At 65.9% G+C, this 26443-nt stretch carries 21 protein-coding genes; 5 read left to right on the top strand and 16 right to left on the bottom strand.

All coding sequences use genetic code 11. The features are described from left to right. Nucleotides 1-31: 31 nt before the first annotated feature. From NA11_RS09555 to NA11_RS09535, 5 genes are all read right to left on the bottom strand, one after another. Nucleotides 32-2563 carry a serine/threonine-protein kinase gene (locus tag NA11_RS09555; RefSeq protein ID WP_167837610.1) on the bottom strand — a complete coding sequence of 844 codons (2532 nt, stop codon included), beginning with the start codon at nt 2561-2563 and terminating at the stop codon, nt 32-34. A 150-nt stretch (nt 2564-2713) separates the two neighbouring features. Next, nucleotides 2714-3694, bottom strand: coding sequence for a sphingomyelin phosphodiesterase (gene sph, locus NA11_RS09550; RefSeq protein WP_069161452.1), 981 nt, complete (start codon nt 3692-3694; stop codon nt 2714-2716). A 353-nt stretch (nt 3695-4047) separates the two neighbouring features. Continuing rightward, nucleotides 4048-4644, bottom strand: a complete 597-nt coding sequence (locus NA11_RS09545) for a TetR/AcrR family transcriptional regulator (protein WP_069161451.1) — start codon at nt 4642-4644, stop codon at nt 4048-4050. Between the two features lie 143 nt (nt 4645-4787). Next, entirely contained in the window at nt 4788-5078 is a 291-nt protein-coding gene (locus NA11_RS09540) for a hypothetical protein (RefSeq protein ID WP_069161450.1), read from the bottom strand. 87 nt (nt 5079-5165) lie between these two features. Further along, complete coding sequence (locus tag NA11_RS09535) at nt 5166-6518, bottom strand: LVIVD repeat-containing protein (RefSeq protein ID WP_069161449.1); 1353 nt, start codon at nt 6516-6518, stop codon at nt 5166-5168. A gap of 187 nt (nt 6519-6705) precedes the next feature. On the opposite strand from NA11_RS09535, the gene NA11_RS09530 reads away from it, so the two are divergent. Then, entirely contained in the window at nt 6706-8193 is a 1488-nt protein-coding gene (locus tag NA11_RS09530) for an ABC transporter substrate-binding protein (RefSeq protein WP_069161448.1), read from the top strand. Between the two features lie 161 nt (nt 8194-8354). Here the strand turns inward: NA11_RS09530 and NA11_RS09525 are convergent, their stop codons facing one another. The 6 genes from NA11_RS09525 to NA11_RS09505 all read right to left on the bottom strand — a co-directional run bounded on the left by NA11_RS09525 (nt 8355) and on the right by NA11_RS09505 (nt 14882). Continuing rightward, a complete protein-coding gene (locus tag NA11_RS09525) occupies nt 8355-10244 on the bottom strand; it encodes a lytic transglycosylase domain-containing protein (protein ID WP_084654416.1) in 1890 nt (629 codons plus the stop codon). A 301-nt stretch (nt 10245-10545) separates the two neighbouring features. After that, nucleotides 10546-10731, bottom strand: a complete 186-nt coding sequence (locus tag NA11_RS09520) for a hypothetical protein (protein WP_069161446.1) — start codon at nt 10729-10731, stop codon at nt 10546-10548. A 208-nt stretch (nt 10732-10939) separates the two neighbouring features. Then, on the bottom strand, nt 10940-11866 hold the full coding sequence (locus tag NA11_RS09515; RefSeq protein WP_218023276.1) for a ParB/RepB/Spo0J family partition protein: 927 nt from the start codon (nt 11864-11866) through the stop codon (nt 10940-10942). Nucleotides 11867-12536: 670 nt separating this feature from the next. Next, entirely contained in the window at nt 12537-12686 is a 150-nt protein-coding gene (locus tag NA11_RS47150; RefSeq protein ID WP_369691119.1) for an MYXO-CTERM sorting domain-containing protein, read from the bottom strand. Between the two features lie 299 nt (nt 12687-12985). Next, on the bottom strand, nt 12986-13843 hold the full coding sequence (locus tag NA11_RS09510; RefSeq protein ID WP_084654414.1) for an esterase/lipase family protein: 858 nt from the start codon (nt 13841-13843) through the stop codon (nt 12986-12988). 151 nt (nt 13844-13994) lie between these two features. Further along, a complete protein-coding gene (locus NA11_RS09505; RefSeq protein ID WP_069161443.1) occupies nt 13995-14882 on the bottom strand; it encodes a Sco1979 family transcriptional regulator in 888 nt (295 codons plus the stop codon). 703 nt (nt 14883-15585) lie between these two features. Between NA11_RS09505 and NA11_RS09495 the strand changes: the two genes are divergently transcribed. Beyond that, nucleotides 15586-17043, top strand: a complete 1458-nt coding sequence (locus NA11_RS09495; RefSeq protein WP_069161441.1) for an MDR family MFS transporter — start codon at nt 15586-15588, stop codon at nt 17041-17043. Between the two features lie 92 nt (nt 17044-17135). Here NA11_RS09495 and NA11_RS09490 read toward each other — a convergent pair whose 3' ends face one another. Further along, the gene (locus tag NA11_RS09490) at nt 17136-17663 is read right to left on the bottom strand and encodes an RICIN domain-containing protein (protein ID WP_167837608.1); all 528 of its coding nucleotides are present in this window, start codon (nt 17661-17663) and stop codon (nt 17136-17138) included. Between the two features lie 280 nt (nt 17664-17943). On the opposite strand from NA11_RS09490, the gene NA11_RS09485 reads away from it, so the two are divergent. Beyond that, entirely contained in the window at nt 17944-19497 is a 1554-nt protein-coding gene (locus tag NA11_RS09485; RefSeq protein WP_069161439.1) for an AMP-binding protein, read from the top strand. 36 nt (nt 19498-19533) lie between these two features. Here the strand turns inward: NA11_RS09485 and NA11_RS09480 are convergent, their stop codons facing one another. Continuing rightward, nucleotides 19534-20580: a hypothetical protein gene (locus NA11_RS09480; protein ID WP_069161438.1), complete on the bottom strand. Its 1047-nt coding sequence runs from the start codon at nt 20578-20580 to the stop codon at nt 19534-19536. Between the two features lie 255 nt (nt 20581-20835). Here NA11_RS09480 and NA11_RS09475 point away from each other — a divergent pair, with 255 nt between their 5' ends. Continuing rightward, nucleotides 20836-21828 (top strand): alpha/beta hydrolase, encoded by a 993-nt coding sequence (locus tag NA11_RS09475; protein ID WP_084654411.1) that lies wholly within the window; start codon nt 20836-20838, stop codon nt 21826-21828. A gap of 105 nt (nt 21829-21933) precedes the next feature. Then, entirely contained in the window at nt 21934-22374 is a 441-nt protein-coding gene (locus NA11_RS09470) for a hypothetical protein (RefSeq protein ID WP_069161437.1), read from the top strand. Nucleotides 22375-22387: 13 nt separating this feature from the next. Here NA11_RS09470 and NA11_RS09465 read toward each other — a convergent pair whose 3' ends face one another. From NA11_RS09465 to NA11_RS09455, 3 genes are all read right to left on the bottom strand, one after another. Continuing rightward, the gene (locus NA11_RS09465; RefSeq protein ID WP_069161436.1) at nt 22388-23617 is read right to left on the bottom strand and encodes a vWA domain-containing protein; all 1230 of its coding nucleotides are present in this window, start codon (nt 23615-23617) and stop codon (nt 22388-22390) included. Continuing rightward, the gene (locus NA11_RS09460; RefSeq protein ID WP_069161435.1) at nt 23614-24837 is read right to left on the bottom strand and encodes an AAA family ATPase; all 1224 of its coding nucleotides are present in this window, start codon (nt 24835-24837) and stop codon (nt 23614-23616) included. The genes NA11_RS09465 and NA11_RS09460 overlap by 4 nt, the downstream gene beginning before the upstream one ends. Before the next feature lie 128 nt (nt 24838-24965). Further along, nucleotides 24966-26357, bottom strand: a complete 1392-nt coding sequence (locus NA11_RS09455; RefSeq protein WP_069161570.1) for a hypothetical protein — start codon at nt 26355-26357, stop codon at nt 24966-24968. Nucleotides 26358-26443: the final 86 nt, after the last annotated feature.

Here is a 26443-nt window from a genome sequence, read left to right as displayed (position 1 = left end):
GCTAGCGAGTAGCCAGGCGACGGGCGCTGCGCTAAACGGCGAAGGCGGCGATCACCAGCGCGCAACAGCCGACCAGCACCGCGTAGGCGATGTACAACCCCCACGGCCGGTTGCCTGCCGGTGGCGGCGGAGCCGCGGTCTCCTGCATCGGCCGCTCTTCGACGTGCGCGGTCAGGAACGGCAACCACCTGCTGATCATGTGTCCGCGTTCGAAGTACTCGCTGTGCGCGAACGTGAACTTCTCTTGCTGAAGTCGTGCGTTGTTCGCCGTGAACCCGGCAAGCCCCGACGGCCCGGTGCCGGAGACGAACCAGCTGACCGCCCTGGTCCACACATCTTCACTGCCGTATTCGTTGCGCACCGCCTGCACTTGCCCGCGTTCGATGAGGAGATCCCAGGGAAAGTTCGTCGGCAGGATGGACCCGCAGAGCAGCACCTTGCGAAAACGCAAGTACGGATAGCGGATCAACGCGTTGCCGAGGATGTAGGTGCCGAAGCTGTGTGCGACGATCGACGGCATCTCGTGTGCGGCCGTTGCGGTGTTGCCGAATTCCCGCTGATAGATCTCTCTGAACCAGCGGACCTTGGCAAGGCGGGCCCACGGCATCAGAAATCGCAGAATCGAGAAATAGCCGAAGTTCCACAGATCCACATGGGTGCCGATGCCGGCGCGGCCTGCCACCTCCGTCAACGACCGCTGCCATGCCGCGTGCGTCCGAATCCCGTGCAGGGCAACGACTGCGGGGCCGCGCACCAGCAGCTGCGGTGCGCGTTTCGACAAGGGCGCAAGGCAGTCGTGCAGTTCGTCGACACTGGTGAACCGGCCCTTCGGATCCTGGCACAGACCACGAGTCAGCGCTGAGCGCAACCGATCGGGCAGCTCAGTGAGCAAACGCTGGTCCGGTTCCCACCCGGTCGGGACCGGGAAGGGCAACCGCGTTCCGGTCACGAGTTCGTAGAGCACGGCAACCACCGCATAGATGTCGGCGCGTCGACCGACCTGGCGGCCCTCCTGCATTTGCTCCGGCGCCGCGTAGGCAAGGTCGCCGACGAATATGCCGGTCTTCGTGAACGAGTCGACCGCCGGATTCTCGTGTCGGGCAATGCCCGAATCCAGCACGGTGACAAGCAGATTCTTGCCTGCGACCAGAATATTGCTCGGCTTGATCTCCCGATGGACGATGCCGCTCTCGTGGATGTGTTTGAGCGCCGCGCAGACCTGGATCACGATCCACACGGACTCGTCGAGGCGCAGGTCCCGGTTCTTGGCCAGCTCGGCGAGATCGATGCCGTCGACGATCTTGCTGACGATGTAGGGCGGATCGCTACCGAGACGGTTCTGCACATCCATGACTTCGACGACATTGGGATGTGGCGTCAGCTTCAACCACACGCGTCCGCCGCGTTGCAGACGCTTCTTCGTGTCCGCGTCGACGGCCTGCACGAGTTTGACGGCAACCAACTCACCCAGAATGTCGTCATAGGCTTTGTACAGATCGCCGGACAAGCCACGCGCCATGTGCTCGAGCAGGTGATAGCGGCCCCCGATCACCTGTCCGGCGAGATCTGCCGAGGTGCTTGTTCCCAATGGTTGAACTGTCGGCCACTGAGACTGACCTGGCACGAACGTGGGACTGTCGTCGATCGGTGGGGAAGCCGTCGGAATGGATCTCTCGAGCGTAATCCCGGCCATCGTCGGCAGCTCAGGCAAGGCCTGATCCAGCGCCGCCTCCGCGGCAGCGGCAAGCTCACCGCACGTGGGGAATCGGTCGTCTCTGTTCTTCGCCAGGGCTCGTGCAATGACCGCGTCGAACGCCTGGAGTCCTTGGCCCCCAAAGGGATGCTCGCCCAGTCGCGGGACCCCGCCGAGTAGGTGTGCGCGGATCAGGGCACCGGGAGTGCGGTAGTTGTACGGGACTACACCGGTCAACATGTGGAACAGCGCGCAGCCGAGCGCGTAGACATCGACGCGCCGATCGAGTTCGGTTCCTTCCAACTGCTCGGGCGCCGCGTAGCTGAGGCTGCCGACGATCTCGCCTTCCTGAGTCAGTTCGCGGGGACCCTCGGACAGCTTCGCGATGCCGAAATCCGCGAGGAACACGCGTTCGGGTTCGTCTGACGTCGGCCGTTCGAGCAAGATGTTCGACGGCTTGATATCGCGGTGCAGAATGCCACGCTCGTGCGCATGGTCCAACGCCTTCGCGATCTCCCGGGTGATCCGGACGGCCCTCGGGGCCGCGATCGGCCCGTCCCGGAGCGCGGCGAGCGCATCGGTGCCGTCGATGAACTGCATCGCTATCCAGCTCAGGCCGTCGGTGTGACCGCGATCGAGAATGGAGACGATGTTCGGGTGCTCGAGCCGGGCGGCAGTGTCGGCCTCGCGCTCGAAACGAACGCGGCTGTCGGCGTCACCGCCGAACATGTCGCTCAACACTTTGAGCGCGATCTTCCTCGGCAGCCTCGGATGCTGTGCTAGATAGACGCTTCCGGCACCACCGCGACCGATCAGTCTCTCTATCGCGTAGCCGGCGAATGTTGCCCCTGGCTGCACGCTGCTGCTCACCGGCATTCCTCCGCCGTGGCCCGTGACGACGATTGATTCCTCGCCACTTGTAGTACAGCAATCGTCCGGCATGGGGGTAAGTGTTAACAACCGCCGTCACGGCACCTGCGCCGTGGCGGCGGCGCAGGTGCTGTGGTCAATGGCGTCGGATCAGCCGGAGACCACCGGGTAGTGGTCGGAGAGGTTGGTGTAGGTGTAGTCCTTGCCCCAGCTGGTGACGGTCCACGGGGCGGACTTTTCCTTGATCACCCGGTTCTGCCAGTTCGCAGGGCGCGCATGCCCCTTGCGGTGCAGGACGTAGTCGAGGTCCTCGCGGGCGTCGTCCGGGTAGCGGTACGCGGCGATGGAGTTCTCCTTCGTGTCGAAGGAGTACGGGTGACCGGTGCGCTGGTTGGCGGGCTCCAGGCCGGCGTTCTCCAGCATCGTCGGGTATTCCGCGCTGTGCGAGTCGACGTTCAGATCGCCGACCACCATGACCTGCTCGGCCGCGGGGATCTTCTTGGCGTCCAAGAACTCCGCGATCTGGCGGAACTGCTTGGCGCGGTCCGACACGGCCTCGCCCGCGCGGCACCGGCTGTCGGTGGACTGCGCGTGCGTGCCGACGACGTGCACCTTGGCGCCGTTGACGTTCAGCACCACGTAGGCAAAGCCCTTGTTGGCCAACCAATCCGCGCCACAGCCGTTGTTGAAGAGGATCTGTTCCTTGCGCACGATCGGCCACTTGCTGAGCACGGTGACGCCGCCGTCCTCCGCGGTGTTGTCGGACCACTTGCCACCGGTGGCGTCCCAGCCGTCCTTGCTGCGCCCGACGACCGGCGTCTGGTGCGGATACTGCCGTGCCGCATCGGCTTTCAGCGAGTTCGAGGTGTCGTTGTCGAGCGCCTCCTGCAGCACGACGACATCGTTGCCCTGGAAGAAGTCGGCCGCCACGATGGCCTTGGCGCGGTGCGCCTGCCCCCAATTCGGGTACAGGGTCGTGCTGAACAGGAAGACGTTGTACGTCAACACCTTCAGCCCTGGCGCAGCCGGGGCAGGGGCGGCCTGCGCGGACTGCGGAAGAGCGACGCCGAGCACCGCGGTGGCGGCAAGGGCGGCAAGAGCTCGCACGGGTTTGCATCCGACTAGCGGCATGCTTTCTCCTTCGATCCAACAAGGCCCGTCCGGTTATCGGACGGCATCGCTGAATACAAATCGCCCGCACTTACGCACAGATGACCAATGGGTGATCGAACCATTATCAATCGATGCCAGCCCGGTGTCTCTCATCGAATTCCATACGGCCGCAATCTTATTGGCAGTGCAGGGCAGATTGTCGATGTCAGTTCCGCCCGATTGTCAAGCGTTCATTCCGCATTTCGAGCGTTCAAGTCCAATATTCTGGAGCCCCATACCTGTTGATTTTTCGGACCCGATGGGGCACGCCAATTCGTGTGCGGGAAAACAAAAAGGGTGCCGATCCTCGGCATGGATTTCGGGCGTCACACCTAGACAGTTCGGAGGTTGCCGAACCCGTCGAGCAGCGCGGTGAGGCCGAGCTGGAAGTGGTCGGCGTCCAGGCCCGCGAGCGGCGCCTCCCCCGTGCGCTCCGCGGTGACGGTGGCGATCGCCCGGCTGAGGATGTGACCGATCACGTACTCGCGCAGACAGCGGGTCAGCTGAGGCGCGACCGCCGGGGAAAAGCCTGCTGCCTGGAGGGTTTCGACCATCCATGCGCCGGTCTCGACGGCCGACGGGCTGTGCACCTGGCGGGTGGCGAAGATCGGCACCGCATTCGGGTGCTTGCGCAAGGTGGAGCGCAGCCGATCGGCGTACGCACGCAGCAGTTCACGCCAGTCCTCCTGCCACGGCAGGCTTTCCATGTCCAGCTCGGCGAACATGTACGCAGCGATGCCGTCGAAGAGGTCCTGCTGATCGGTGTAGTGGCGGTAGACCGCCATCGGGTCGGCGCCGAGCGCGGCACCGAGCTTGCGCATCGAGAACCCGTCCATGCCTTGCGCGTCGACCACCGAGACCGCAACGGCGGCAATGTAGTCGCGATTCAGCGTGGTCCGGACCGTCGGCGCCGGATTGCGCGTACTCATCCGCCGACCACCACCGGTATCCCTTTCCGCCCACTGAACAGCTGCCAGCTACACGGTAGACCACGGCGGAATCCGATTCGCTGCCCTCGCGACCGCGCGTCGCGGGCCGGTCGAGGCAGGCTCCGCCTCGACCGAGTAGCCGGCTACGAACGCTCGGCCGCCGACTCCTTGGTGCGTTCGGCGCGGGCGGCGTGGAAGGACTCGGCGAACGTTTCGAGTTCCGCGACCAGCCGCGGATCGTCGGCCGTCGCGACGATCTGCTCGGCCTCGCTCCATGCGGTATCGAGGTCACGCATTAGCCGAACGAGGCTGGCCTGTGCGGCCTCGTGTGCGGCTTCGGCGGACAGACCGGCCGCCGCGACGGCGCGCAGCCAGGCCATGGCCAGCTCGAATTCTGCGTTGGTGCTTGGCTGTGCTTCGTCTCGACTGCTCACCGTGCTTCGCTTCCTCGCGGACCGACAAACCCCGTCAGGGTGGCAGACTCCGTTGACCAACGCATCCTGGTGCGCGTCATCAAACGATCATCGAGCGTTGAGCTGGAGGATGTCGATTCCCCGGTTGTTGTCGGCTACGTAGGCGAACCCGCGGTGCCAGTACGGGGCCCACGCGGCGGCGTCGGCGGGGCGGTAGTACGCGATCTGCTTGGGGTTGGTCGGATCGCTGACATCCAGGAATCTGGTGCCTTGGGCATAGAACGACTGGACGAGGACCTTGTCGCGCACGTCGAAGTAGTGCGCCGAGCAGTCGGCGGACGCCGGGTCGCTTCCTTCCTGTCCAGCGACACTCCAGGTACCGATGGTGTTGAGCCGGAAGGGTTTCTGCGGCGTGGACCGCCAGCCTTCGCCGCCGTAGGAACCTGTCAGCGAGGCGATGACGAGCACGCCGTCGCCTGCGCAGCCGTCGACGAAGCTCTCCTCGGTGGCGTAGAGCAGGTTTCCATCGCCCCAGTGGCCGGTGTCACCGCCGTCCTTCGCGCGGTTACCGATCGGGCGGAAGCTGTTGTGCATGAACTTGGAGGGGGCCGCCGTCTCCTTGATGCCGCCGCCCGCATAGGGCACCGGATCGGTCGGCGTTGCCAGGCGGAGCTTGCCGGTCACCGGGTCCTTGTGCATGCCTGCTGTCCAATATCCGCGCACGCCACCGCGACCGGAGGCCCAGGCCACACCCGTCTCGTCCACCTGGACGTCGTGCACGTAGTCGGTCTTGCCGTCGTTGCGGGCCAGCTCGATCGGGTTGGGATTGACCTTCGGCTGACGCGGATTCCTGATGTCGGTGACCCAGATCGGGCGACCGCCCCATTCCGCGGGCTGGCTGTCCGCCTTCGCCGGGCCGCCGGTCCACAGGAACTGGCAGTCGTTGATGCAGGTGGTGGTGTGGCCTGCGGGGACCTTGACGTAGCTCATGACGGACGGCTTCGCCGGATCGGCCAGATCGACGACATAGATGCCGGACTCGCCGGTGCGGACGTTGCCGCCGAACGCGCGTGGGTCGCGGGCGAGGAAGACGCGCTTGCGCACGGGATCGACCTCGGTGTCCTCGGTTTCCCACATGCCGGGCAGGTTGAGCTGGCCGATCAGCTTCGGCTTCGCCGGGTTCGCGGTGAGGTCGTAGGTCTTCACGCCGAACTGGCCGGAGACCACCATGACATCGCGGTTACCGTACTGGAGGAACTGCAGTGCGATCGCGCCCTTGGCGTCCGGGACGTTGCCGACCGCCTTGACGTTCTTCTCCGCGCCCGGCGAACCGGTGGGCTGAGCGGCCATGCCGTGCGGGCCGTCCTCCTCTCCGCAGGCGGCCGCAGGCACGGCGGTAGCGGCGGCGGTGGCCAGCACCGTGGCCAACAGCAGGGACGTCCGGAACAACCAGTGACGCACGACTACCTCCCAGCGGGCGTGATCACCTGTATGACCAGGGAGTCCTGGTAGCAGGGATGCCTCACTGTAAGTGTCAACACCGCTTCGGCGCGATACCTCGCAGCGCTGAACACACTTTCATAGCGGTGGCCGCGTAATACCGCGCATAGCTGTGTAATTCGTGCAGGCACGGGTCAATGATGTTGCTATGTCTGGTAATCCACGCCACCACACCGCCCGACTCATCGCCGCGCTCGCCGCACTCCTGCTCGGCATCGCAGGCTGCGCCACGACGCCGGAGCCGCCGACGCCCGGCGTGCTCACGGTCGGCGTCCGCGATCCGGCCAGCCTGCTGCCCGCCGACCTGCGCGACCAGACCGGACAGCTGCTCGTCGGCGCGCTGTGGACGCCGCTGCTCGACTACGACGCGGCGACCGGGCAGCGCACGCCACGGGCCGCGGAGTCGGTCACCAGTGCCGACCAAATGACCTGGGAGATCAAACTCCGCGCCGACGGACAGTTCCACGATGGGACGCCCGTCACCGCGAAGTCCTATGTGGATACCTGGCGGACGGTCGCGGGCGAGCGCTGGGCCGGTTCCGGCGCACTCACCGAAGTGTTGCGGGCCAAGGAGATCAGCGCGCCCGACGACTACACCATCCGGATCGTGCTGGATCGGCCCTTCGGTCAGGTGCCTGCGGTGCTGGCCGCACCGGCGCTGCTCCCCTTGCCCGCATCGGTACTCGCTTCAAGGGACTGGACCGGTTTCTCCGCGAATCCCATTGGCAACGGACCATTCCGGATGGCGGAGCCATGGCACTCCGGTTCAGGCGGGCGACTCGTCCGGGTCGGCGAAGCGGCCGGGAAGGCACGCGAAATCCGGTTGCGGGTAGGCGATCCCACCGCACAGTACGACCAGGTCGAGGCGGGCTCGCTCGACCTGGCCACCGAGGTGCCCGACGGTCGGCACGACGCGATGCATCACGACTTCGCCGACCGGCACGCGATGTGGCCGCTGCCGGAGGCCGACTATCTGGTCTTCCCGGTGTCCGACAAGCGTTTCGAGGACGCGGCCGCGCGGCACGCGTTCGCCATGGCGGTGGACCGCGCAGCAATGGCGGCGGGCCCGCTCGCCCACCAGGTCGACCCGGCGCGCTCGATGCTGTCACCCGGCGTAGCACCGGGAGAACGCTCCGGCACCTGCCGACCGTGTACCCATGACGAGGCGGCCGCGAAGTCGCTGCTCGGACAGGTCGACTTCACCGGTCCGGTCACCATGTACTTCGATGCGAGACAAGAGCGTTGGGCCGCACCCTTCGCCCACCAGATCCGCACCGCGCTCGCGGTGGACCTGACCGCGAGGCCACGCGAGGGCGCCGCGAACGAAACCGTCGACGGCCCCTTCCTGACGACCCGCTCGCTGAGCACAGCGGGCCCGCACGAACTACTCACCGCGCTCGCGAAGACCGCCGGATACACCGACGAAGGCTTCGCCCAGCTGCTGGCCGCCGCCGATGCCGCGGGCTCGGCAGCGGAAAGCGCTCAGCTGTACCGGCTCACCGAGAACCAACTGCTCCGCGATCTTCCGATCGTGCCGCTGTGGTCCGGCCACGGACACGCGGTGTGGACGCAGCGGGTGCGGGATGTGACGGCAACGCCGATGCGCGGCATCGACCTCGCCTCGATCTCGGTGTGAGCGCGGATCGCTTCGGGCAGTTCCGCTTTCGTTTACCCGATGCTCGGCAGCTGCCGAGCATCGGGTAACGGTCCGGAAGATCGTTGCCGGACACACGAACACGGCTCCTTCGTCCGAAGGAGCCGTGTTCTCAGCTGGACGGCGTGCGACCGGCTGTCAGGTCACGGTGTCAGCGTCGGCTTGACCGGCTTCACCTGGGCGGGCGCGGGCGGTTGGGCCGGTTTCTGGTTCGCCGAAGGGATGGTCGGCACCGCAGGTTTCGCCGGCTGCGGAGCGGCCGGGGCCGGCTGCTGCGGCTTAGGCACCGCCGGGACCTGCGGCACCGCCGGGTTCGGCTGTTGCGGCTTAGGCACGGCCGGGACCTGCGGCACCGCCGGGTTCGGCTGTTGCGGCTTGGGCACGGCCGGGTTCGGCTGCTGCGGCTTAGGCACCGTCGGGACCTGCGGCACCGCCGGAATCGGCTGCTGCGGCTTGGGCACCGGCTGAGTTGTGGTGGGCTGAGCCGGTTTCGGTGGCACCGGGGCAACCGAGGATTGCGTCGGCACCTTCGGCGCGGGTCCCGGTGTCTTGACCGAAGGTTGGGCCGGTGTGCGCTCGGTTGTCGGCGGCACCGGGGCAGGCTGCTCCGGCTTCGGCTTGGCCGGACTCTGCGGCGCGGTTGTCGGCTCAGGCTTCGGCTTCGTGGTGGTCACCGGTGCCGGGATCGGCTGCGGCACAGCCGTAGTGACCTGCGTCGGCGCCGGCGGCACCGAAGCGGACGACGGTGTCGGGTTCGCCGTGCTGGATTCCGTTGTGGTAACCGGCGGTTGGGTCGTGGTCACCGGTGGCACGGTCGTGGTCGGCGCGGGGCTGGTCGTGGTCACCGGCGGCACGGTCGTGGTCGGTGCGATAGTCGTCGTCGTGACCGGCGGCTCGGTCGGATAGGGCGCGGTGACTGTCGTGGTGATGATCACCGGGGGCTGCGGTTCGTTCGGCCATGCGGGATCCGACGACGACGGACAGAAGATGCCGCACAGGACCTTGCCCAGGCCGGAGACATTGACGTACAGCTCGATCCGCAGTCCATTGCCGTCGGTCGTCGCCTCGGTCGTGATCGGCGCGTCGGGAGTCGTTGTGACCGGGTCGCTCGGCACATCGGTGGTCGTCTCGGGGATCGGCGCGTTTTCCTCGGCGGGCGGCGTATTCGGGTCTCCCTCGGCCACCGGCTCGGACACGATCATGCTCGACCCGGTCCCCCAGGGCATCGCGGCAAGCAGATCGGGCGGGTTCGGCGCCTGAATGCCTGCACCGCGGTTCTTGTACGCCTCGGACCAGGCGAACACCAGCGCGGCGTAGGACTTGGAATTGTTGTAGCGCAACACCGCTCGCATCGACTGATCGTGGTTACGCATGTCGAGCCCGCCCGAACACAGGTACTTGGCCGCCGCGAGCGCCGCGTCGAAGACATTGTTCGGGTCTTTGGCACCGTCCACGTTGCCGTCGGCGGCGTACATCGACCAGGTGCTCGGGAGGAACTGCATCGGCCCGACAGCGCGTACAGCGCTGCCGTCGGAGGCCTTGATGATCTCGTTGCCCGGCAGCGTGCCGTCCAGTGCCGGACCGTAAATTGCGGTCGGGGTGGTGCCGTTGACATCGGTGCGGCCGTTCGCGGCGTGATTCGACTCCACTTCGCCGATGCCGGCAAGCAAGTGCCATGGCACGGCGCAGTTCGGCGCCGAGGTTTGCATTGCCAGCTCTGCGTTGCGGTACGCCGCGAGGACGATTTCCGGGATGCCGAGCGGTCCGTCACCCGGCACCGCGAGCTTGCCGACCGACCCATCCGGTGGTGGCGCACCGTCCACGGGCCGGGTGACCGTGTCCGAAGTCAACGATTGTTTGAAGCTCACCGGGATCATGTCGGCGAATCTGTCGTGCACCTGCACCGCCGGACCGGCCGCATTGGCCCACGGGGTCTGGGGCGTTTTCGGCGGGCCGAGTTGGTTCGCCGACCCCGCGGTCACCAACCCCATCAATGCCAGCGCCGATACTGCGATAGATCCAGATATCCGCATTGGGAAACCATTCCCCTCGTCATTGTCGAACTCGTCGAGCGCAGCGGCGATCTGTGTGGCGGCGCACAGCAGTGTCAGTTAGGCCGCTTTCAACGAAAATAATTGCCGTGCAAGGCAATTCATGTCGGGTACGCGGTAATCGTATCGGACCGAACGTCCCGCATCGCGTGTTCAATGCATGCGATCTCACTGAGCGAGACCTCGGTCTCACTGACGGCGCGGGATCGTCTGCGACCGAAGACATCCCGCCACACCGCGCGGGGATTCTGCACCGCTCGGGTCAACTCGCCGCTGGGATCATTTACCGCCCGAAATCCGCTGCCGCGTCGACGCATACTGCCCAACCTGCGTCGACCAGGGTCCACAGCGCGGGAAGCTGCTGCCCCGCAGAGTACGCCGCGACGACGACCACCGTGACGATCAGGAATATCGCCGCAGCGAAGACAGCCCTGAGCTCAGCCGCGAATGGTTGCCACCGCGAGCGCATTCGAGCCTCCCCTTCTCGTGGGAAACCTCAGTAGATGTTGTGCACACCGTAAGGGATCCAGCACAGCCACAAAAGCATCGGAACTTTGAACACTGTTGCCTCGCATGTTTTTTGGTCGAGCCATCGGGTTCGTCGTCGACATGTTCTCGCCAGTGATTCCGAGCGGGCCGCCACCCCTGCGGGCGGCCCGCGATCGAATATCCGCTCGTCAATCTTTCCGGTGCTCGAGATGCGCCGCGATCCGCCGCCAGTCCTCGGCGAACCAATATGCCAGCTGAATGATCAGCCAGACATTGTGTGCGGGAAGCGCATCCACGACTTCCTCCAGCCCGGTGTTCGCACCGGCACACAGGTCGAGCCTGCGTAGTAGTGCCCGACCGGACTCGGTGAACCGCAGCGAGGGATCAGCCCTGAGCCGCTGGATCACCACCTTGGGGTCTTTGATCTGGGTGCGGTCGGCGAACCGGTCCGGTTGCGGTCGCTTGGCAGGCGTCTTCCCGAGCGGAACGCTCGGCGTGCCGCGATGCTGCCGCGCAGGCACCGGATCGTCGCCACGACGCAGCCGTTGCCGCACGTCGTGCGCGGTTCCGAGCGAAACGCCCGCCGCCTCGGCAACTTCGCGCAGCGGGGCCTGCGGTGAGCGCGCAATCATCTCGCTGGCGAGCCTGCGCCCCTCTTCGGTGCTCGATGAACGCGGTCGGCCGTCCCTGCCGATGCGCACGTTCGACTGGGTATCCGGCCCAGTCGAACGCCGGAGCACGCCAATTGTCTTGTGCGACAGTCCCGATGTCACACCGATGGCCCGATCCGACCATTCCGGCCGCTCACGGATGATCCGGGCGGCCGCGGCCTTGCGATCTGCCAGCGACAACGGCAGGCCGTGGGTGACGTTCATGCGCACGGCAACGATGAACGCCTCCATCTCGGTCCCGTCGAAGAAGCGCGCGGCGATCGTTTTGTCACCGCGTAACCGGGCCGCACCGACTCGATGCGCACCATCGATCACCCGCATGCTCGGGCGATGCACGAGGATCGGCGGCAGCGCTTCGACCGCCTCCGCCAGTGCGCGAATGTGAGCGGAGTCTTCACCCGCGAGTCGCGGTGAGTCGGCCAGGACCAAGGTGTCGACCCGCACCTCGATAGTGTGGGCACGATTCGTCGGTTGATGGTCATCGGTAAAGACCATCGATAACGGCGAGCTCGGGACGTCACGGCCGGTGGGCGTGACACAGGGTTCTTGGTTCATCGACGTAACTCCCCACACAAGGATGTCACCTTGATCAAGCGAACATGAATAGCAGCGATCACGCGGGTAGCGTGCCGGCTGTATGAAATTGTACTGCAAGGAGGTATTACATTCAGGGGCCGAAGCACTGTTCATGCACGCATTTACAGCGCGGTAACAGCGGAAATCATTTTCGGCCGATGGCCTGATTCGAATTTCAACCGATTGCGCGATCCATACCGTAGAGCAGTGGATGGTTTCAGCTGCAATCGCAGACTTGACAACAAGAGCAGCGCCGAATACTCACAGTCATCAATACCCGCCTAGTTCAATAGGAGAGAAATCCTTTAATAGCGATGACGACATTATAACAATCCGAACAGTAGGTCAACCGTCCGAGAAGATTGGTGGATTCCGCATTTTGCGCACGCTACGATGCCGATCCTCTATACGATATGGGGTTGGGGTCGCTTCCGCACAGAACCTGCTACCGGAGCGCAAACTTCGCCGCTCATCTGTAGTTTCCCGGAAAATTCAGTATCGAGATCGGTACCTTCGCGTACCTTCGGCGATCACAGAGCTACCCGGGGTTCTTAATAGACGGTGTCGCACGGCCGAATACTTGACGTCGGCGGCTCGAATGCGCGCCAGCGAAACCAGCGGCGATGGCGGACCCGCCGCCGGTCAGGGCGTTGGAAGTTCCAGTCGTTCTGCATGATTGCGATCGCAACCCTACGGTGCTCGATGGTGTGCAATCGGTACATCAACCGGTCGCTGACAACGATCCTACCCGGCTCTTCGCCATTGATGTGGTTACGGTGCGCACCCGGTCAAGCGCTTGGGTACCCCACCTTGCAAATCATCAGCGTATTCCACTCATCGCGAATCACGCAGCGCCGCAGGTCGCACCGATTCGGCCGCCTACAACAATCACACAAACGTAACGTCGTAATTCCGACAGCATCGGATTCGTGTGGGATAGTGCGCAGGACGGTCGGCGCAGCCATTCCGGCGCCGGGTCAGGGCGATCTACCTGGGCCCTTGTTCGCCCGTGATCGAGCCGAACCGAGGGCCGCCGCAGACGATCGGCGCACGATGTGCCGGATCCAGCGCGTTGAGCACCATCCGAATCACGACCGGATCAAGGGTGATCGCCATGTGCTCGGAAACGTCGCCGGGGCAAACGTCTTGCAGCGTGATGTTCTCTACGTTCGGGCCAGGCGGCAGAAAGCCGGTGGTGTACGGGGTGGCGAACTCGTCGGTTCTGGTCGCGATCACCGTGTAGTTGATATCTGGCAACGTTTCCCCGTCCCGGTTCAGCTCACGGAAGAAATCCGAGTCAGGCAATTGTTGGATACACGCCGGGCACAGCGCCGTCGGTCCCGCCGACAGGGAGACAGGCAGCTCGAACAGACCCCACGTGGTGCCGTGATTGTCAGGGGCGATGCCGACAAGCGTGTTCACCTTGCTCGCCCCACCGAGGTACTTCAGGTAGTAGCGCGAGAGCACGCCGCCCTGCGAGTGGCCGACGATGTCCACCTGCTGCGCGCCCGTCGCCGTGCGCACGCGGTCGATGAACACCGAAATCTCCTGAGCCGACACCGGCATCGAGCCGACGCCGGCAATCATGTCACCGAGCCCGCGCCCGTAATTGAGCGCATAGACGCAATATCCCGCCGCGGTGAGGGCAGGCGACATGGCGGGCCATGCGCTCAACCGGTTCGCAAATGTGCCATGAACAAGAACGACGGGTCGCGGATGCGCCGTGCTCGGCCTGCACGACCAATCATTGGCCCCCGGCGGTGCAGGGACGAGGTCGCTATCGGCGAGCTCTGAATCGGGCGTAGCGATCGGTGTCAGGCCACCCGGCGCATCAGCCGCTGCCATCCCGGTGGTCGCCGTGAACGCGGTCAGAATCAGGACAGCACCGCATAAGACGGATCTACGCACCGCACACTCCCTTGTGTCCGGCGCCCTCCATCGCCATTCTCTCGATGAAAAAGGCGCAGTGGTGAAGCAGCTCTGATAATTCCGAACGCTACAGGGATTCGGCGGCGGCGATCATCAACGCGAGCGACTCGCGCGGCGGCTCGGCGCGGACCGCGAGCTGGTCCATCACCTCGCGATAGAGCGCGATGTCTTCCCGGCGATCCAGATAGATCGCACTGGTCAGCTGTTCCAGATAGACGATGTCGGGCAGCTCACGCTCGGTGAAGCGCAGCATCGTGAACGAGCTGCCCGCCGCCGGATGACCGCCCGCACGGTACGGCAGCACCTGGATCGTCACGTTCAGCTTCTTCGACATCTCGATCAGGTGCTCGATCTGGTCACGCAGCACCGCCTTGCCGCCGATCGTCCGGTGCAGCACGGCCTCGTCCAGCACCGCCCACAGCGAAGGACCGCCCGGCAGGTCGAGGATCTCCTGGCGCTTCCTGCGCAGCTCGACCCGGCGGGCCGAGTCGGGACTCTTGTGCCCGACCGCGACGACAGCGCGGGTGTAGTCCTCGGTTTGCAGCAGACCCGGAACCAGTTGGCCTTCGAAGGTTCTGATCGTTTGTGCGGCGCCTTCCAGGCCGAGATACGTTTCGAACCACTGCGGAAGCAGATCGCTGTAGCGATGCCACCACCCCGGCTGGTTCGCCCTACGCACCAGACCGAAGAACAATTCCCGCTGTTCCGCTTCGGTGACACCGTAGAGGCTCAGCAGATCCTGGACGTCACGCTCTTTGAAGGCGTGCCGTCCGAGTTCGAGGCGGCTGATCTTCGCGTGCGATCCGCGGATGTACTCCGCGGCGTCCTCGCGCGTAATGCCGCTCTTTTCCCGCAGTCTGCGGAGTTGGCCGCCGATCGCGATCCGCAACGCGGTGGGGCCACGCTCAGCAACATGCGAGTCGACGACGCCGACCCTGACTGGTTCTGGGATCATGACCTTCCTACTCCGACGTTCGAAGATCAACGGGGCAGCACGAAGTGCCTTGCGAACTACACCGCATCCCACCGATGGTATCCCTCGAATACGCGCGGCCAACCGCCGAATCGGCGTTTCGCCATCACGTCCGGCAATTGTTCGGCGAGTTGCGCGTGTTGGACCCCCGCGACTCCTGGCCTCCGCGCCCCTCGCGTGCCGCAGCGTGCGCCGATACGCCGAACGGTCGCGACCGACATCCGTGCGGAAGGTTGCCGGAGCGTGTCGATCGAGCCGAAACCACCGTGTCTGGCAAACACAATCGCCGTTGACAACCGGCGGATTCGCCGAAATGCCGGAGCTGTCAGCGTTTTTGGTCGCCTGTCGAGAAACTGTCCGGTACCCAGGACCGGCGGGGCAGTGCGCCGCAGGCTCTGCGTTCGGCCGACAGCAAGATCAACTCGTCCTGCCGGCACCGGGAGCAGGTGACCAGGCTCACTATCCGACGGGCAGGTTCGGAATAAAACGCTCTGACCGTTGGTTTTGCCCTGAGACGCCGGTGGGAGGGAGGGAAAACCGGGTGATTTGTGTCGGTGCCGAACGGAATACTGACCCGCGCCCGATTAGTACGAGCGACCCACTCCGTCAGAACCACTGTGGCTGCGGGACTCGACCCGGTAGGGCCACCCGTTTCTGTCAGCACTGACCTTCCGGAGGTACCCCGATGTCCGATCCATCCGCTCCCGCCTCGGGAGGGCGGACGCCGACCGTCATCCGGGTGCTGGTGCTCGCGACCTTCGTGGTGATCCTGAACGAGACCATCATGATCAACGCGATCCCGCGGCTGATGAAAGACCTCGAGGTCACCGAGCAGGCGGCGCAGTGGGTGTCCACCGCGTTCATGCTCACCATGGCTGCCGTCATCCCGACCACCGGCTGGTTCCTGCAGCGGGTGTCGACCAGGCAGGCGTACACCGCGGCTATGGGTGTCTTCCTGGCAGGCACCGCGCTGTCGGCGGTCGCGCCGTCGTTCGCGGTGCTGCTGATCGGGCGCATCATTCAGGCAGGCGGCACCGCGGTGATGATGCCGCTGCTGATGACCACGCTGATGACCGTCGTGCACGAGCACGACCGTGGCCGCGTCATGGGCAACGTCACCCTCGCCATCTCGGTGGCGCCTGCGATGGGGCCGGTCATTTCCGGCCTGGTCCTGCAGATCGCTTCCTGGCGTTGGCTTTTCGTGCTGGTGCTGCCGATCGCCGGCATCATCACCTGGCTCGGCCTTCGCCAGCTGAAGAACGTCGGTGAACCGACCACCGGCTCGATCGACGTACTCAGCGTTGCGTTGGCCGCGACCGGATTCGGCGGATTGGTGTTCGGCCTGAGCAAGTTCCAGCCCGACAACCTGGCAGGCCCAGCGCTGATCGTCGGCGCGGGTGTTGCCCTGATTGCCACGTTCGTGTTCCGTCAGCTGCACCTGCAGCGCACCGGCACCCCGCTGCTGGATCTGCGGGTCGTGCTGGCAGGCACCTACACCAAGGGCCTGGTGCTGATGTCGGTCGCGTTCATGGCGATGCTCGGCTCGATGATCCTGCTGCCGCTCTACCTGCAGAACCTGCGCGGGCTGAGCCCGTTGGCCACCGGCCTGCTCGTGATGCCTGGCGGCTTGGCGATGGGTCTGCTCGGACCGACTGTCGGTCGCCTGTTCGACAAGTTCGGCGGACGTCTGCTGGTGATCCCCGGTTCGATCGGCATCGCCGTCGCGCTCGCCGGCTTCACCCAGATCTCGATGACCATGCCGTACTGGCAGCTCATCGCCCTGCACGTCGTGCTGATGGTGTCGCTCGCCGCCGCCTTCACCCCGGTGTTCACGCTGGCCCTCGGCGCGCTGCCGCACCAGCTGTACTCGCACGGCAGCTCCATGCTGGGCACCCTGCAGCAGGTGGCTGCCGCGTTCGGCACCGCCCTGGTGGTGACGGTCATGTCGGCCCGCAGCACCCAGCTGGTCAAGGACGGCGCCAACGCCGTCTCCGCCCACCTGGACGGCATGCGCCTGGCCTTCGGCGTCTCCGCCGCCCTGGCTCTCGTCGTGATCGTCTGCGCGGTGCTGCTTCCCAACCGGGCGGCATCACCCGAAGAAGTCGAGGAACTGACCGACGCCCCTGAACTCGTCAAGGGCTGAACACCATTCGACGCCCGATGCCCCCGGCACATTGTGCCGGGGGCATCGGTGTATCCGGACCCGCCCTGTCGGCTGTTTTCCGACGAATCGGATCAGTGGCCGACGACTACCAGCACGAATTGCTGGGTGGGGTTGTTCTGTGCCGGGCGGGTTACCGCGCCGAAGTCCTTGTCGGCGATCTCGTGGGCATCCAGGTAGCGGTTGCTGGAGGCCTGCTGGATCGTGTATTTCCCACCGCCGATGGACTGGATGCGCCAAAGCTGCGTGGGATTGTTCTGGCCGGGTCGAGTGACCACGCGATAGTCGAGGGACTCGATCTCGTGTGCGTCCAGGTAGCGGTTGCTGCTCACCTGCCGCACTGTGCCGGTTCCGGTGCCGCTGTCATCCCAGTCGATGCGCCACTGCTGGCTCGTGTCACCCTGCTTCGGCCGGGTGACGACGTTGTAATCGTGTGTGCCGTCGTTCCACGCGTCGAGGTAGCGACCGCTGGAAACTTGCTGAATGGTGACGACGTCGTCCGCCTGCTCGGCGTTGGCTGTGGCGGGAACAGCAATGCTGCCGACGACGGTCAGCGTTCCGAAGAACAATCCGGCTGCTGCGCGGCTGATGAAGTGTGTCAAGTACGGGTCTCTCTGCGGGAAGGTCGCTTTCGCCTGGATATACCAATGGTCGAGCAACCGCGACCGATCCAATAGGCACCCTGGGGCGGCGCTCAGCCGCCGCAGGGTGCGGAAATGGCCACCCGAGAGTGGGCCTCCCGCCCCAGCGTTACTCGGCCAGGCACTGATCAACCAAGTACCGATACGAATCAGCTACCGCCGCGTTCTATCGTCGAAGGCGGCACACTTGTGTGCGTCGGTGCGGTCTGCGCCGACGGACGGGTCCATCGAAAGGCGTTCGATGACAACCACTTCCGATGCAGACACGAACATCGGGTACATTCTTGCGGCGTGCGCGCGGCACTCGTCGCAGGTGGCGATCACGCATGCGGGTGGCGAGTGGACGTATGGGGAACTGCTCGAGCGGGTCAACAGGATGGCGCGTGTGCTTGCCGCGCAAGGATTGCGGCGGGGGGATGTGCTTGCGCTCGCGACCGGAGCGGATCCGGATACCTTCGCTTTGAAGTTCGCGGCCAATGCGCTCGGCTGCACTACGTGGGTGCTGTACGACGAGCTCGGGCCGGCATTGCTGGTGGAGATGCTGCGGTATGTCGAACCCAGCGCGGTCGTACTCACTCCCGGTCGTGACGACGATCGAGTGCTGGCGGCACTCGAGCAGGTGCCGGGCACCCGCGTTCTCGCCATGGGCAAGCACTCCGACGCGGTCGACCTCGCGGCTGCGGCCACTGCCGAATCCGCCGAACCGATCACCATCGAGGCGCGTCCTGAGGATCTGTCATCGATCACGCTCACCGGCGGAACGACCGGAGTGCCCAAGGGAATTCCGCGCACCTTCGCCCGCACAAGCACATACTCTCCGGCGACACTCCAACGCTTCGCGATGACGCAGCTGATGTGCACGCCGATCGGGCACCTCGGCGGAACACTGGCTGAGGTCGTGCTCGCGGCGGGCGGCCGGGTGGTACTGCATCAAGAAAACACGTTCGACCCCACCCATGTCCTGGACTCGATCGAACACGAACGGATCCAATTCCTCTGGATGCAGCCGTCGATGCTGCATCGGTTGCTCGACCACCCCGCACTCGAATCCACCGACACCACGAGCCTGCGTTTGCTCATGGTCACCGGCGGCCCCTCCGCTCCGGAGCGCATCAGTCAGGCGCTCAACAGGTTCGGACCCATCATCATGACCGGCTACGGTACCAACGAAATCGGCCAGATCACTCTGCTCAGCCTTGCCGACCATCAGCGGCCAGAGCTGCTGACGACTGTCGGCCAGCCGGTGCCAGGAGTGCAAGTGAGTGTCCGCAGTGTCGACCACGAGTCATTGCCGACGGGAGAAACCGGCGAAATCTGGGTCCGCGGACCAGGATTGATGTCCGGCTACTACAAACGCCCCGACCTGACCGCCGCAGCCGTGCGGGATGACTGGTTCTGCACCGGCGACCTCGGCTTCCTCGACACTGACGGCTACCTCAGTGTCGTCGGCCGCACAAAAGACACGATTGTCGGTGTCGGAGAGACGATTTACCCCGCGCAGATCGAAAAGGTGCTGCACCGCCACCGCGCCGTGCAGCAGGCCGTCGTATTCGGCGTCACGACCGGTACGGATCGCGACGAGAAGATCTGCGCCGCAGTGATTCCCAAGCCCGGTCAGTCCCTGTCGGAGGATGAGGTGGCAGCGTGGGTCCGCGCTGAGATGGGACCTGCCTACGCTCCGGAAGTGGTGCTGATCCTGTCGGCGATGCCGATCATCGGCAGCGACAAACCGGACCGCGTAACGCTGCGCCGTCTTGCCGCGGAACGCATCACCGGTCCGGGAGTGAATTCGTAGCACCGCGCAGCGAATCAGCCGCTACCGGCGGGAATCTCAGCGAACGGCCCTGGCGTCTTCTGGGTCGGCATGTGCCGGTTGGATGCCGAATTGCTGTGCTAGGCGGTCTTGTTCGGCTGCCAGGACGTTCCAGTTGTGGAAGTAGCCGGGGTGCTCGGCGACGTCGAGCAGAACCGCGTCACCGAAGGCCAGGTGGGTGTAGGCACCACGCAGCACGGTGCAACCGCCGCGGAGGTTGGCGTGCCCGCGCAGCACGAACAGGTGTGAGTCGACATGGACTCGGGTTCCGGCGGTCGGCGTCGGCGCCGGACGCCAACCGTCGCGTAACTCCTGTGCGGCACGACCTGCGCGCGCGTCGCCGCGAACCCGGAATCGAACCTCCATCCCGCGCCCGCCGTCCGGGACCGACCACGACACGTTCAGGCCTGCGCCGGAGGGATCGTCGGCGAGATCGGCCATGCCCACCGCGACGAGGACGTGGCCTTGTTCCCGCAATCCCGCGCAGGTCTGGGTGACTCCGTCGATGTAGGTGTCGTCGGGGAAGGTGAAGTCGTAGTGGTGCATGTCGTTGATGGTGGCCAGCACCGCCTCGATCGGGATGCCCTTGGCGACCTCGATGGCGACCAGCCGCTGCATATCGACCTGGTCGATCAGGGAGCCCGACTCGTCGACCGGCTCCTCGAAGAGCCGGTCGGTATCGCCGCGTGCGACGATGACCGACTTCGACAGGAACCGCGCCGCCCGCGAATTCACCTGGTAGACAGCCTCTCCGAGGTCGGTCTCGGCACCGTACCCGAACGCCTCGGCGACAACGCGGCAGTACTTCTCGTCGACCGGAACCCCGCTTGCCGCGATCCGATGCGTTTGGTCGTTGAGCCCCTGCACATCGTCGCTCGCCGGCACGTCGTCCTCGGCGAGGAACAGGCCGAGCACCCGATCGAGGACCAGCAACCCTTCGGCCCCGTGCACCGGGATATCCAGCACGTACGCCAACCGATACGCCCGCGCAGGCCCTTCCTGCGCATTCATCACCGCCGCGTTCGGGTATCCGAGTACTGCCGCGACCACACTGGCCTTGTCCATGCCCCACCTCTGTTGCCCCACGGTGAGACCACCGCGCACTCCCGACACCGTATCTGCCGTTACGGGACATGTGTACCAGTACGGCAGGCGCCGCGCAGCCGGAATCAAGATCGGGGGCCGGGCCCGACGGCGGCCGTCGTTGCCACCTCCCTATGCTGGGGACCGTGCGCGTGCGCGGGCAGAATATTGCTTGCGTGACAGTCGGATTCGTTTCTCCTCGGCACGTTGCCGGGGACGAGGGTAGAGGTATGCGGGATGGGCGCGACGCGTTCTGAGAGCAAGTTGTTGGGCCGCGGTTGGTTGAAGAGCTTCGGCATCATCGTCGTCACAGCTGTCGTGGTGTGGTGGATCGGCACGGCGGCGGCCAATTCCGCGCCGATGCAGGCGCCGGTGTTACGTGCGCCGGCAGGCGGTTCCGCGGTGCTGTCGGTGCCGTCGAGCATGGGGCACGTCAAGGTTCAGGTGCAGTGGGCGGCCCGCGGCGGCAGCGCCGCGCTCTACTTCCTCGATGGTCTCCGCGCGCCTTCCGACCACAGTCAGTGGACGACCGACACCGACGCGCTGCGCCAGTTCGCAGGCGACAACGTCACTTTGGTGTTCCCGGTCGGTGGCCATTCGAGCTTCTACACCGACTGGTATCGACCGAGCAGCACCAATGGTCAAGTGTCGACCTACAAGTGGGAAACCTTCCTCACCAAGGAGCTGCCCGCCTACCTGGCCGGCTATGGCGTTTCGCGGACCAACAACGCCATCGTCGGCGCCTCCATGGGCGGCAACGCCGCGCTGACGCTGGCCGCGCACCACCGCGATCAGTTCAAGTTCGCCGGATCCTTCTCGGGATTCGTGCATCCGACGTTCCCGATGTGGAACGAAGCGATGCGGGCCGCGATGTGGGACGAAGGCAGGTTCAACGTCGACGACATGTGGGGACCGGCAGGCGCACCGGCCTGGCGTCGCAACGACGCCACTGTCCAAGCCGAACTGCTCCGCGGCCTGCCGATGTACATCTGGACAGGCAACGGCGTGCCCGGCCCCCTCGATGTGCCGCAGGGCGTCGGCAACACGATCAATGCGATGGGCCTCGAAGCGATGACCACCGTCGCCAACCAGATGCTCCGAGACCGCCTCGCGGCCTTCGACATCCCCGCCCGCATCGATTTCGTCCAAGGCACGCACACCTGGCCCTACTGGCAGCAAGCCCTGGCCACCGCGCGCCCTGCGATCCTCGACGCCCTTCGCGCCGGCTGAGTTCCGGACCCCAGAAGCGGGGTATTGCTCGCGCGGCACTGCCCGTGCGAAAGTTCGCTGCGACCGCCATCTGGGGAAATTCGTTGCTGGAAAAGGTAGTTCATCGTGCTCACAGCGAAACGCACAGCCACTGCCGTAGCGACGCTCGGCGCCGTCGCCACGGCGATCGCGCTCGCCGCACCGCAGGCGGGGGCCACTGTCACCAGCATCCGGGTCGAGAGCGGGCAGAGCTCCGGTAGCTCGGGGGACGCACTCGGCACCGGGTGCTCCTACTCGGTCGTCGCGAAGACGGAACCGGGTCGGGCGGTGGTCTTTCTCGACGAGTTCAACGCCGACGTCGCCAACAAGACATTCCAGCCGGCCTACGCGACCGCGGATGCCACTGGAACGGCGCGCACCACGTGGGTCCCGAACCAGAAGGGGCCGCACAAGATCTGGGCGATCGAGTACCTGGGCGAAGAGAAGTTCGACCCCTACACCCACGACGTTCCCTACACCGTCGGAACCGGCGTGAACGTCGGCCCCACGTGCGTCGTCCTGCCCTGATCATCCAGATCCGTCACCCGATATCGACCACCCGCGCCCAGCTCGGCGGCCTGTCCGGAACGTAGTCGGGATGGTTCTCACTCCAGGAGATTTCCCGCCGGAACAACCCGACCACCGTCCGGCACTCCGGGCGACCGGCCGGCCATGGCGTCTGCCCGTCGGTCAGCACGACGACCACATCCGGGCGGGGTCGGGCGCGAATCGCCGTGGCGAAACCGGTCCGCAGATCCGTACCGCCACCGCCGACCAGCGATATGCCCTCGCCCCGGCACAGCGGCTGGACGATCCGCGCCGCCGCGTCGCACGACAGCACCGAGACCAGGTCGCGGCGACCGCCGACGGCCCGAGCGATCGCAGCCACTTCCAGCACCGCACTACCCAATTCGGCATCACTGACCGACGCCGAGGTGTCGATGACCACGCTGACCCGGGGCGGCGTGCGCCGCAGACTCGGCAGCACGACGCCGGGCAGGCCGGCCGAGCGCCTGGCCGGCCTGCCACAGGTGTAGTCCTCGCCGGCACCGGGTGCGGAGGCCGCCGAGCGAATGGCCGCCCCCAGTAGTTGCCGCCATGGTTGCGTCGGGTGCATGGCCTCCTCCGCCCAGCGCCGCCAGCCCTCGGGGGTCTGCCCTGGCCTGCCGATGATGCCCCGCGCCACCCGGAATCGGACTGCGTCGCGTTGCTGTTCGGTCAGACCGTCCGCGCCGTCCGGGCCCAGTTCCCACCCGCGGTCCAATCCGTCTGCGCCACTACCGCAGTCGAGCCAGGCCAGGTCCGGATTGTGCGGCCCCAGCCGGAACTGGCCGAGGTAGTCCTCCATCAGCAGGCCTGACGACAGCCCCAAAGTCGAGGGGAGCACCGCACTCTCGGGCTGAATCAGCCCGTCACCGAACGCGTCGTCGTTGATCTCGGCGTCCGCGGCGATGTTCATCCGCAGTCGTTCCCCCGGCCCGCTCAGATCGTGCTCGCGGGCGTATCGGTCACTGCGCCCGTGATGGTCGCGCAGCAGATGGGACACCTCGTGCACCAGGATCGAGGCCAGTTCCTCCACCGGCGTGTGGCCGACGAACGCCGGCGAAACATAGCACCGCCACAACCGGTCGACGGCCATCGTCAGCACTCCGTGCGACTCGACGATGTGCAGCGCGTACAGGGCGGTCGCCAGGTAAGGGCGAGCCCGAACGGCGTGCAGGCGGGCGGCGAAGAGTTTCTCGGAGTCGAGCTTCGACGTTTTCGACGTCATCGGCTCGCCTTGACGGCGACTCGGGCCGCGGCGCGATCCGCGCCCTGGGATACCGAGACCACTCCGGCGAGTTGTTCGATCGACGCGGGCACGTCCCAATCGTCTTGGCGCAGTGCGGCAAGAGTCGTCGCCGGCACGACCACCAGGTCCGGCGCACCGGTTTCCACGGCCTTGACGAGCAGCGCCCACGCCGCGTCCCAGCGGGACTTCGCCGGACGTTTCCGCACCGCCGCTACTACCGCGTCGAGCACCGCTTGGCGTAGGTCCCCGCGCTCGGGCAGCTCGGCGGCGGCCGGATCGGCGAGCAGCACCTCCGGGTCGGGGAGATCCATCCGGTCGATGCTGGTCAGCAGCTCGAAGCCGGGACCATCGCCAACGGTCCCCCGAACCAGCAGGGACAACACATCTTTGGCAGAACCTGCCGCAGTGGCGAAGGCGATCAGTCGCACGGTCATCTCCCAGCTTCGCGGCGAGGGCCAGGCACCGCCCCGACGTGTTTCACTGCTCGGTAGTTGATGCACGAGTTTCGGACGGGCCGCCAGCAGCCCGCACACCACGCGACGAGCGAAAGTCACTGCCTCTTCCAGCTTTTCGGGCGCGAGCCGGGGCAGCGTCGCCCGCGGCCATGTGCCGCCGAGACCGCGGACGACCACGTCGTGGTCGTGGGTCCACTGCAGGTGCACGAACCGATTGGCCAACGGCGGGCTCAGTTCCCACCCGTCGGCCGCCGAGGAGCGCGGGTTGGCGGCGGCGACGATGCGGACGCCGGGCGACAGTTGGAGTGCGCCGATGCGCCGCTCCAGGACCAGGCGTAGCAGTGCGGCTTGTACGGCGGGCGGCGCCGTCGACAGCTCGTCGAGGAACAGCAGACCACGCCCCGCCCGAACGAGTCGGACGGCCCAATCCGGCGGAGCCATCGGAACACCGTGCACGGCGGGGTCGTCGCCGATGATGGGCAGGCCTGAAAAGTCCGACGGCTCATGGACACTCGCGATCACCGTGGTCAGCGGCAGGTTCAGCGACTCGGCGAGTTGGGTCAGGGCCGCGGTCTTGCCGATGCCCGGCTCGCCCCACAGCAGGACGGGCAGATCGGCGGCCACCGCCAGTGTGAGGGCTTCGAGTTGCGTGTCACGGCGCGGTTCGGTGGTGACGTCGCCGAGCAAGGTCAGCAGTTCGCCTGCGACGTCGAGCTGGGCAGTGTGGGGTCGGTACCCGGTCATATGTGAATCACCTTTGGGTTGAGAAGGATTGGGGCATGTCAGGGTGCATCGCCTTGTCGGCTACGCGTGCGGCGGCGGACCGGTCGGCGCCGAGTCCACTTGGGCTCGATGCAGGTTGCGCCTCCGGGTCAGCGCGAGGTCGCGCTGCGCGGATGTCCCCGCTCAGCACGGGGACGCGTGCGACCGGGCCGAATGTCGGCAGATCCGACACCGAGCCCGGCCCGGAACAGTCCGTACGTGATCCGCTGCCGCGCAGCCGACTCCAGCTCGTCCCGCAGCGGGCCTGCACGCAGCGATGCGCCTGCACCGAGTAGCCCCTCGACAATGGCCAACGCCCCGGCGGTGTCGCCATGGTCCAGGCGTTCGCGAACCCCGACGAGACAGTCCGGATGCCGATGCGCCTGGTCGATGGCCTGCAGGCACGGCAGCGGGGTGCCGGTCAAGGCGACGAGCAGCTCCTCACGCCGAATCTCGGCCTGGTCATGATCGAGTGCGACCAGCACACCATCGACCAGCCCGATTCGGTGCCGCTCGCCCCGGCATTCGACCACGTGCGGATGACCTGCCAGGTCCGCTTCGTTGCCGGAATCGGTTCGCGGCCAACCAGATCCGAGCGCCGAGGCAACCAGCGGATGCAGCTGATCGACGGCGATCGCACCGGCACGGACCAGTTCCAGGTCGGGCAGCACCCAGGTCGCCGCGTCGGGCAGGACGGGCAGCGCGGTCATCCCGCCTCGCGGGTATCCCTCAGCAAGACGCAGCGCGGGCGGATCGCTACCGCCCGCAGCGACTTGCACCACGACCCGTCGCTTTGCCCCGAACCGCACCAGACAACCACCGGCCTGCCTGCCCTCGGCGCGCAGCAGAATCGCCGCTTCGGCCGCCCATCGGTCGACAGCACAACCAGCAGGCACCAGTTCCGCCAGCCGGGGGTCGGCGATGCCGGTGTCGGCGAATTGCTCAGCCCCCGAACGTATCCGCAGCTCGTCCACCCGGCGCGCATCCCACAGATGCCGATGCAGATCGAGCCGGAAACGCCGGTTGGGACGCGGATGCGGATGCAAGCCGGTCTCGGAACGGGATCCGTCCCAGACCGCAATGCTGATCCGCTGACCTGCCTCGGCCCACGCCGGCGCGGTCCGGACCACCAGATACACCGAACCTGCTCCGGGACAAGGACTTCGGGGATCCCCGGGATCATATCGAGCCAGCGCGATAGTCAGCCCCGGTCGCAGCAATCCGTCCGGGGCAACCCTCGGCAGATGCCACCGCAACAAATCTGGGGCCAGCTGGCGCAGATCAGCTCGCACTCGCGCCGCGAGCTCCTGGCCGTAATTGTGAGCCAGCGATCGCAAGTCGATATCGACATCGAAACCTGCTGCGGCACATGCCCCCGCCCAGTCTCCGATGCGACGCCGGGCGGTCGCGGTCTCGATCATGGCAGGCGGCACGGCGAACTCACGCACGCGCAGCCAGAAGGGAATACGGGAGTCATCCGCATTCGTGAACGGAGAGCGCATCAGCACTCACCTGGCACGAATGGGACCCCCAATCTTTGATCAGAATGAGTCATCATCACGGCGATCATATCCCCCGGGGTCGATCC

Origin of the sequence: Nocardia altamirensis NBRC 108246 (assembly GCF_001612685.1) — a bacterium.
Lineage (GTDB): Bacteria > Actinomycetota > Actinomycetes > Mycobacteriales > Mycobacteriaceae > Nocardia > Nocardia altamirensis.
This window is presented reverse-complemented; position numbering and strand designations above follow the sequence as displayed.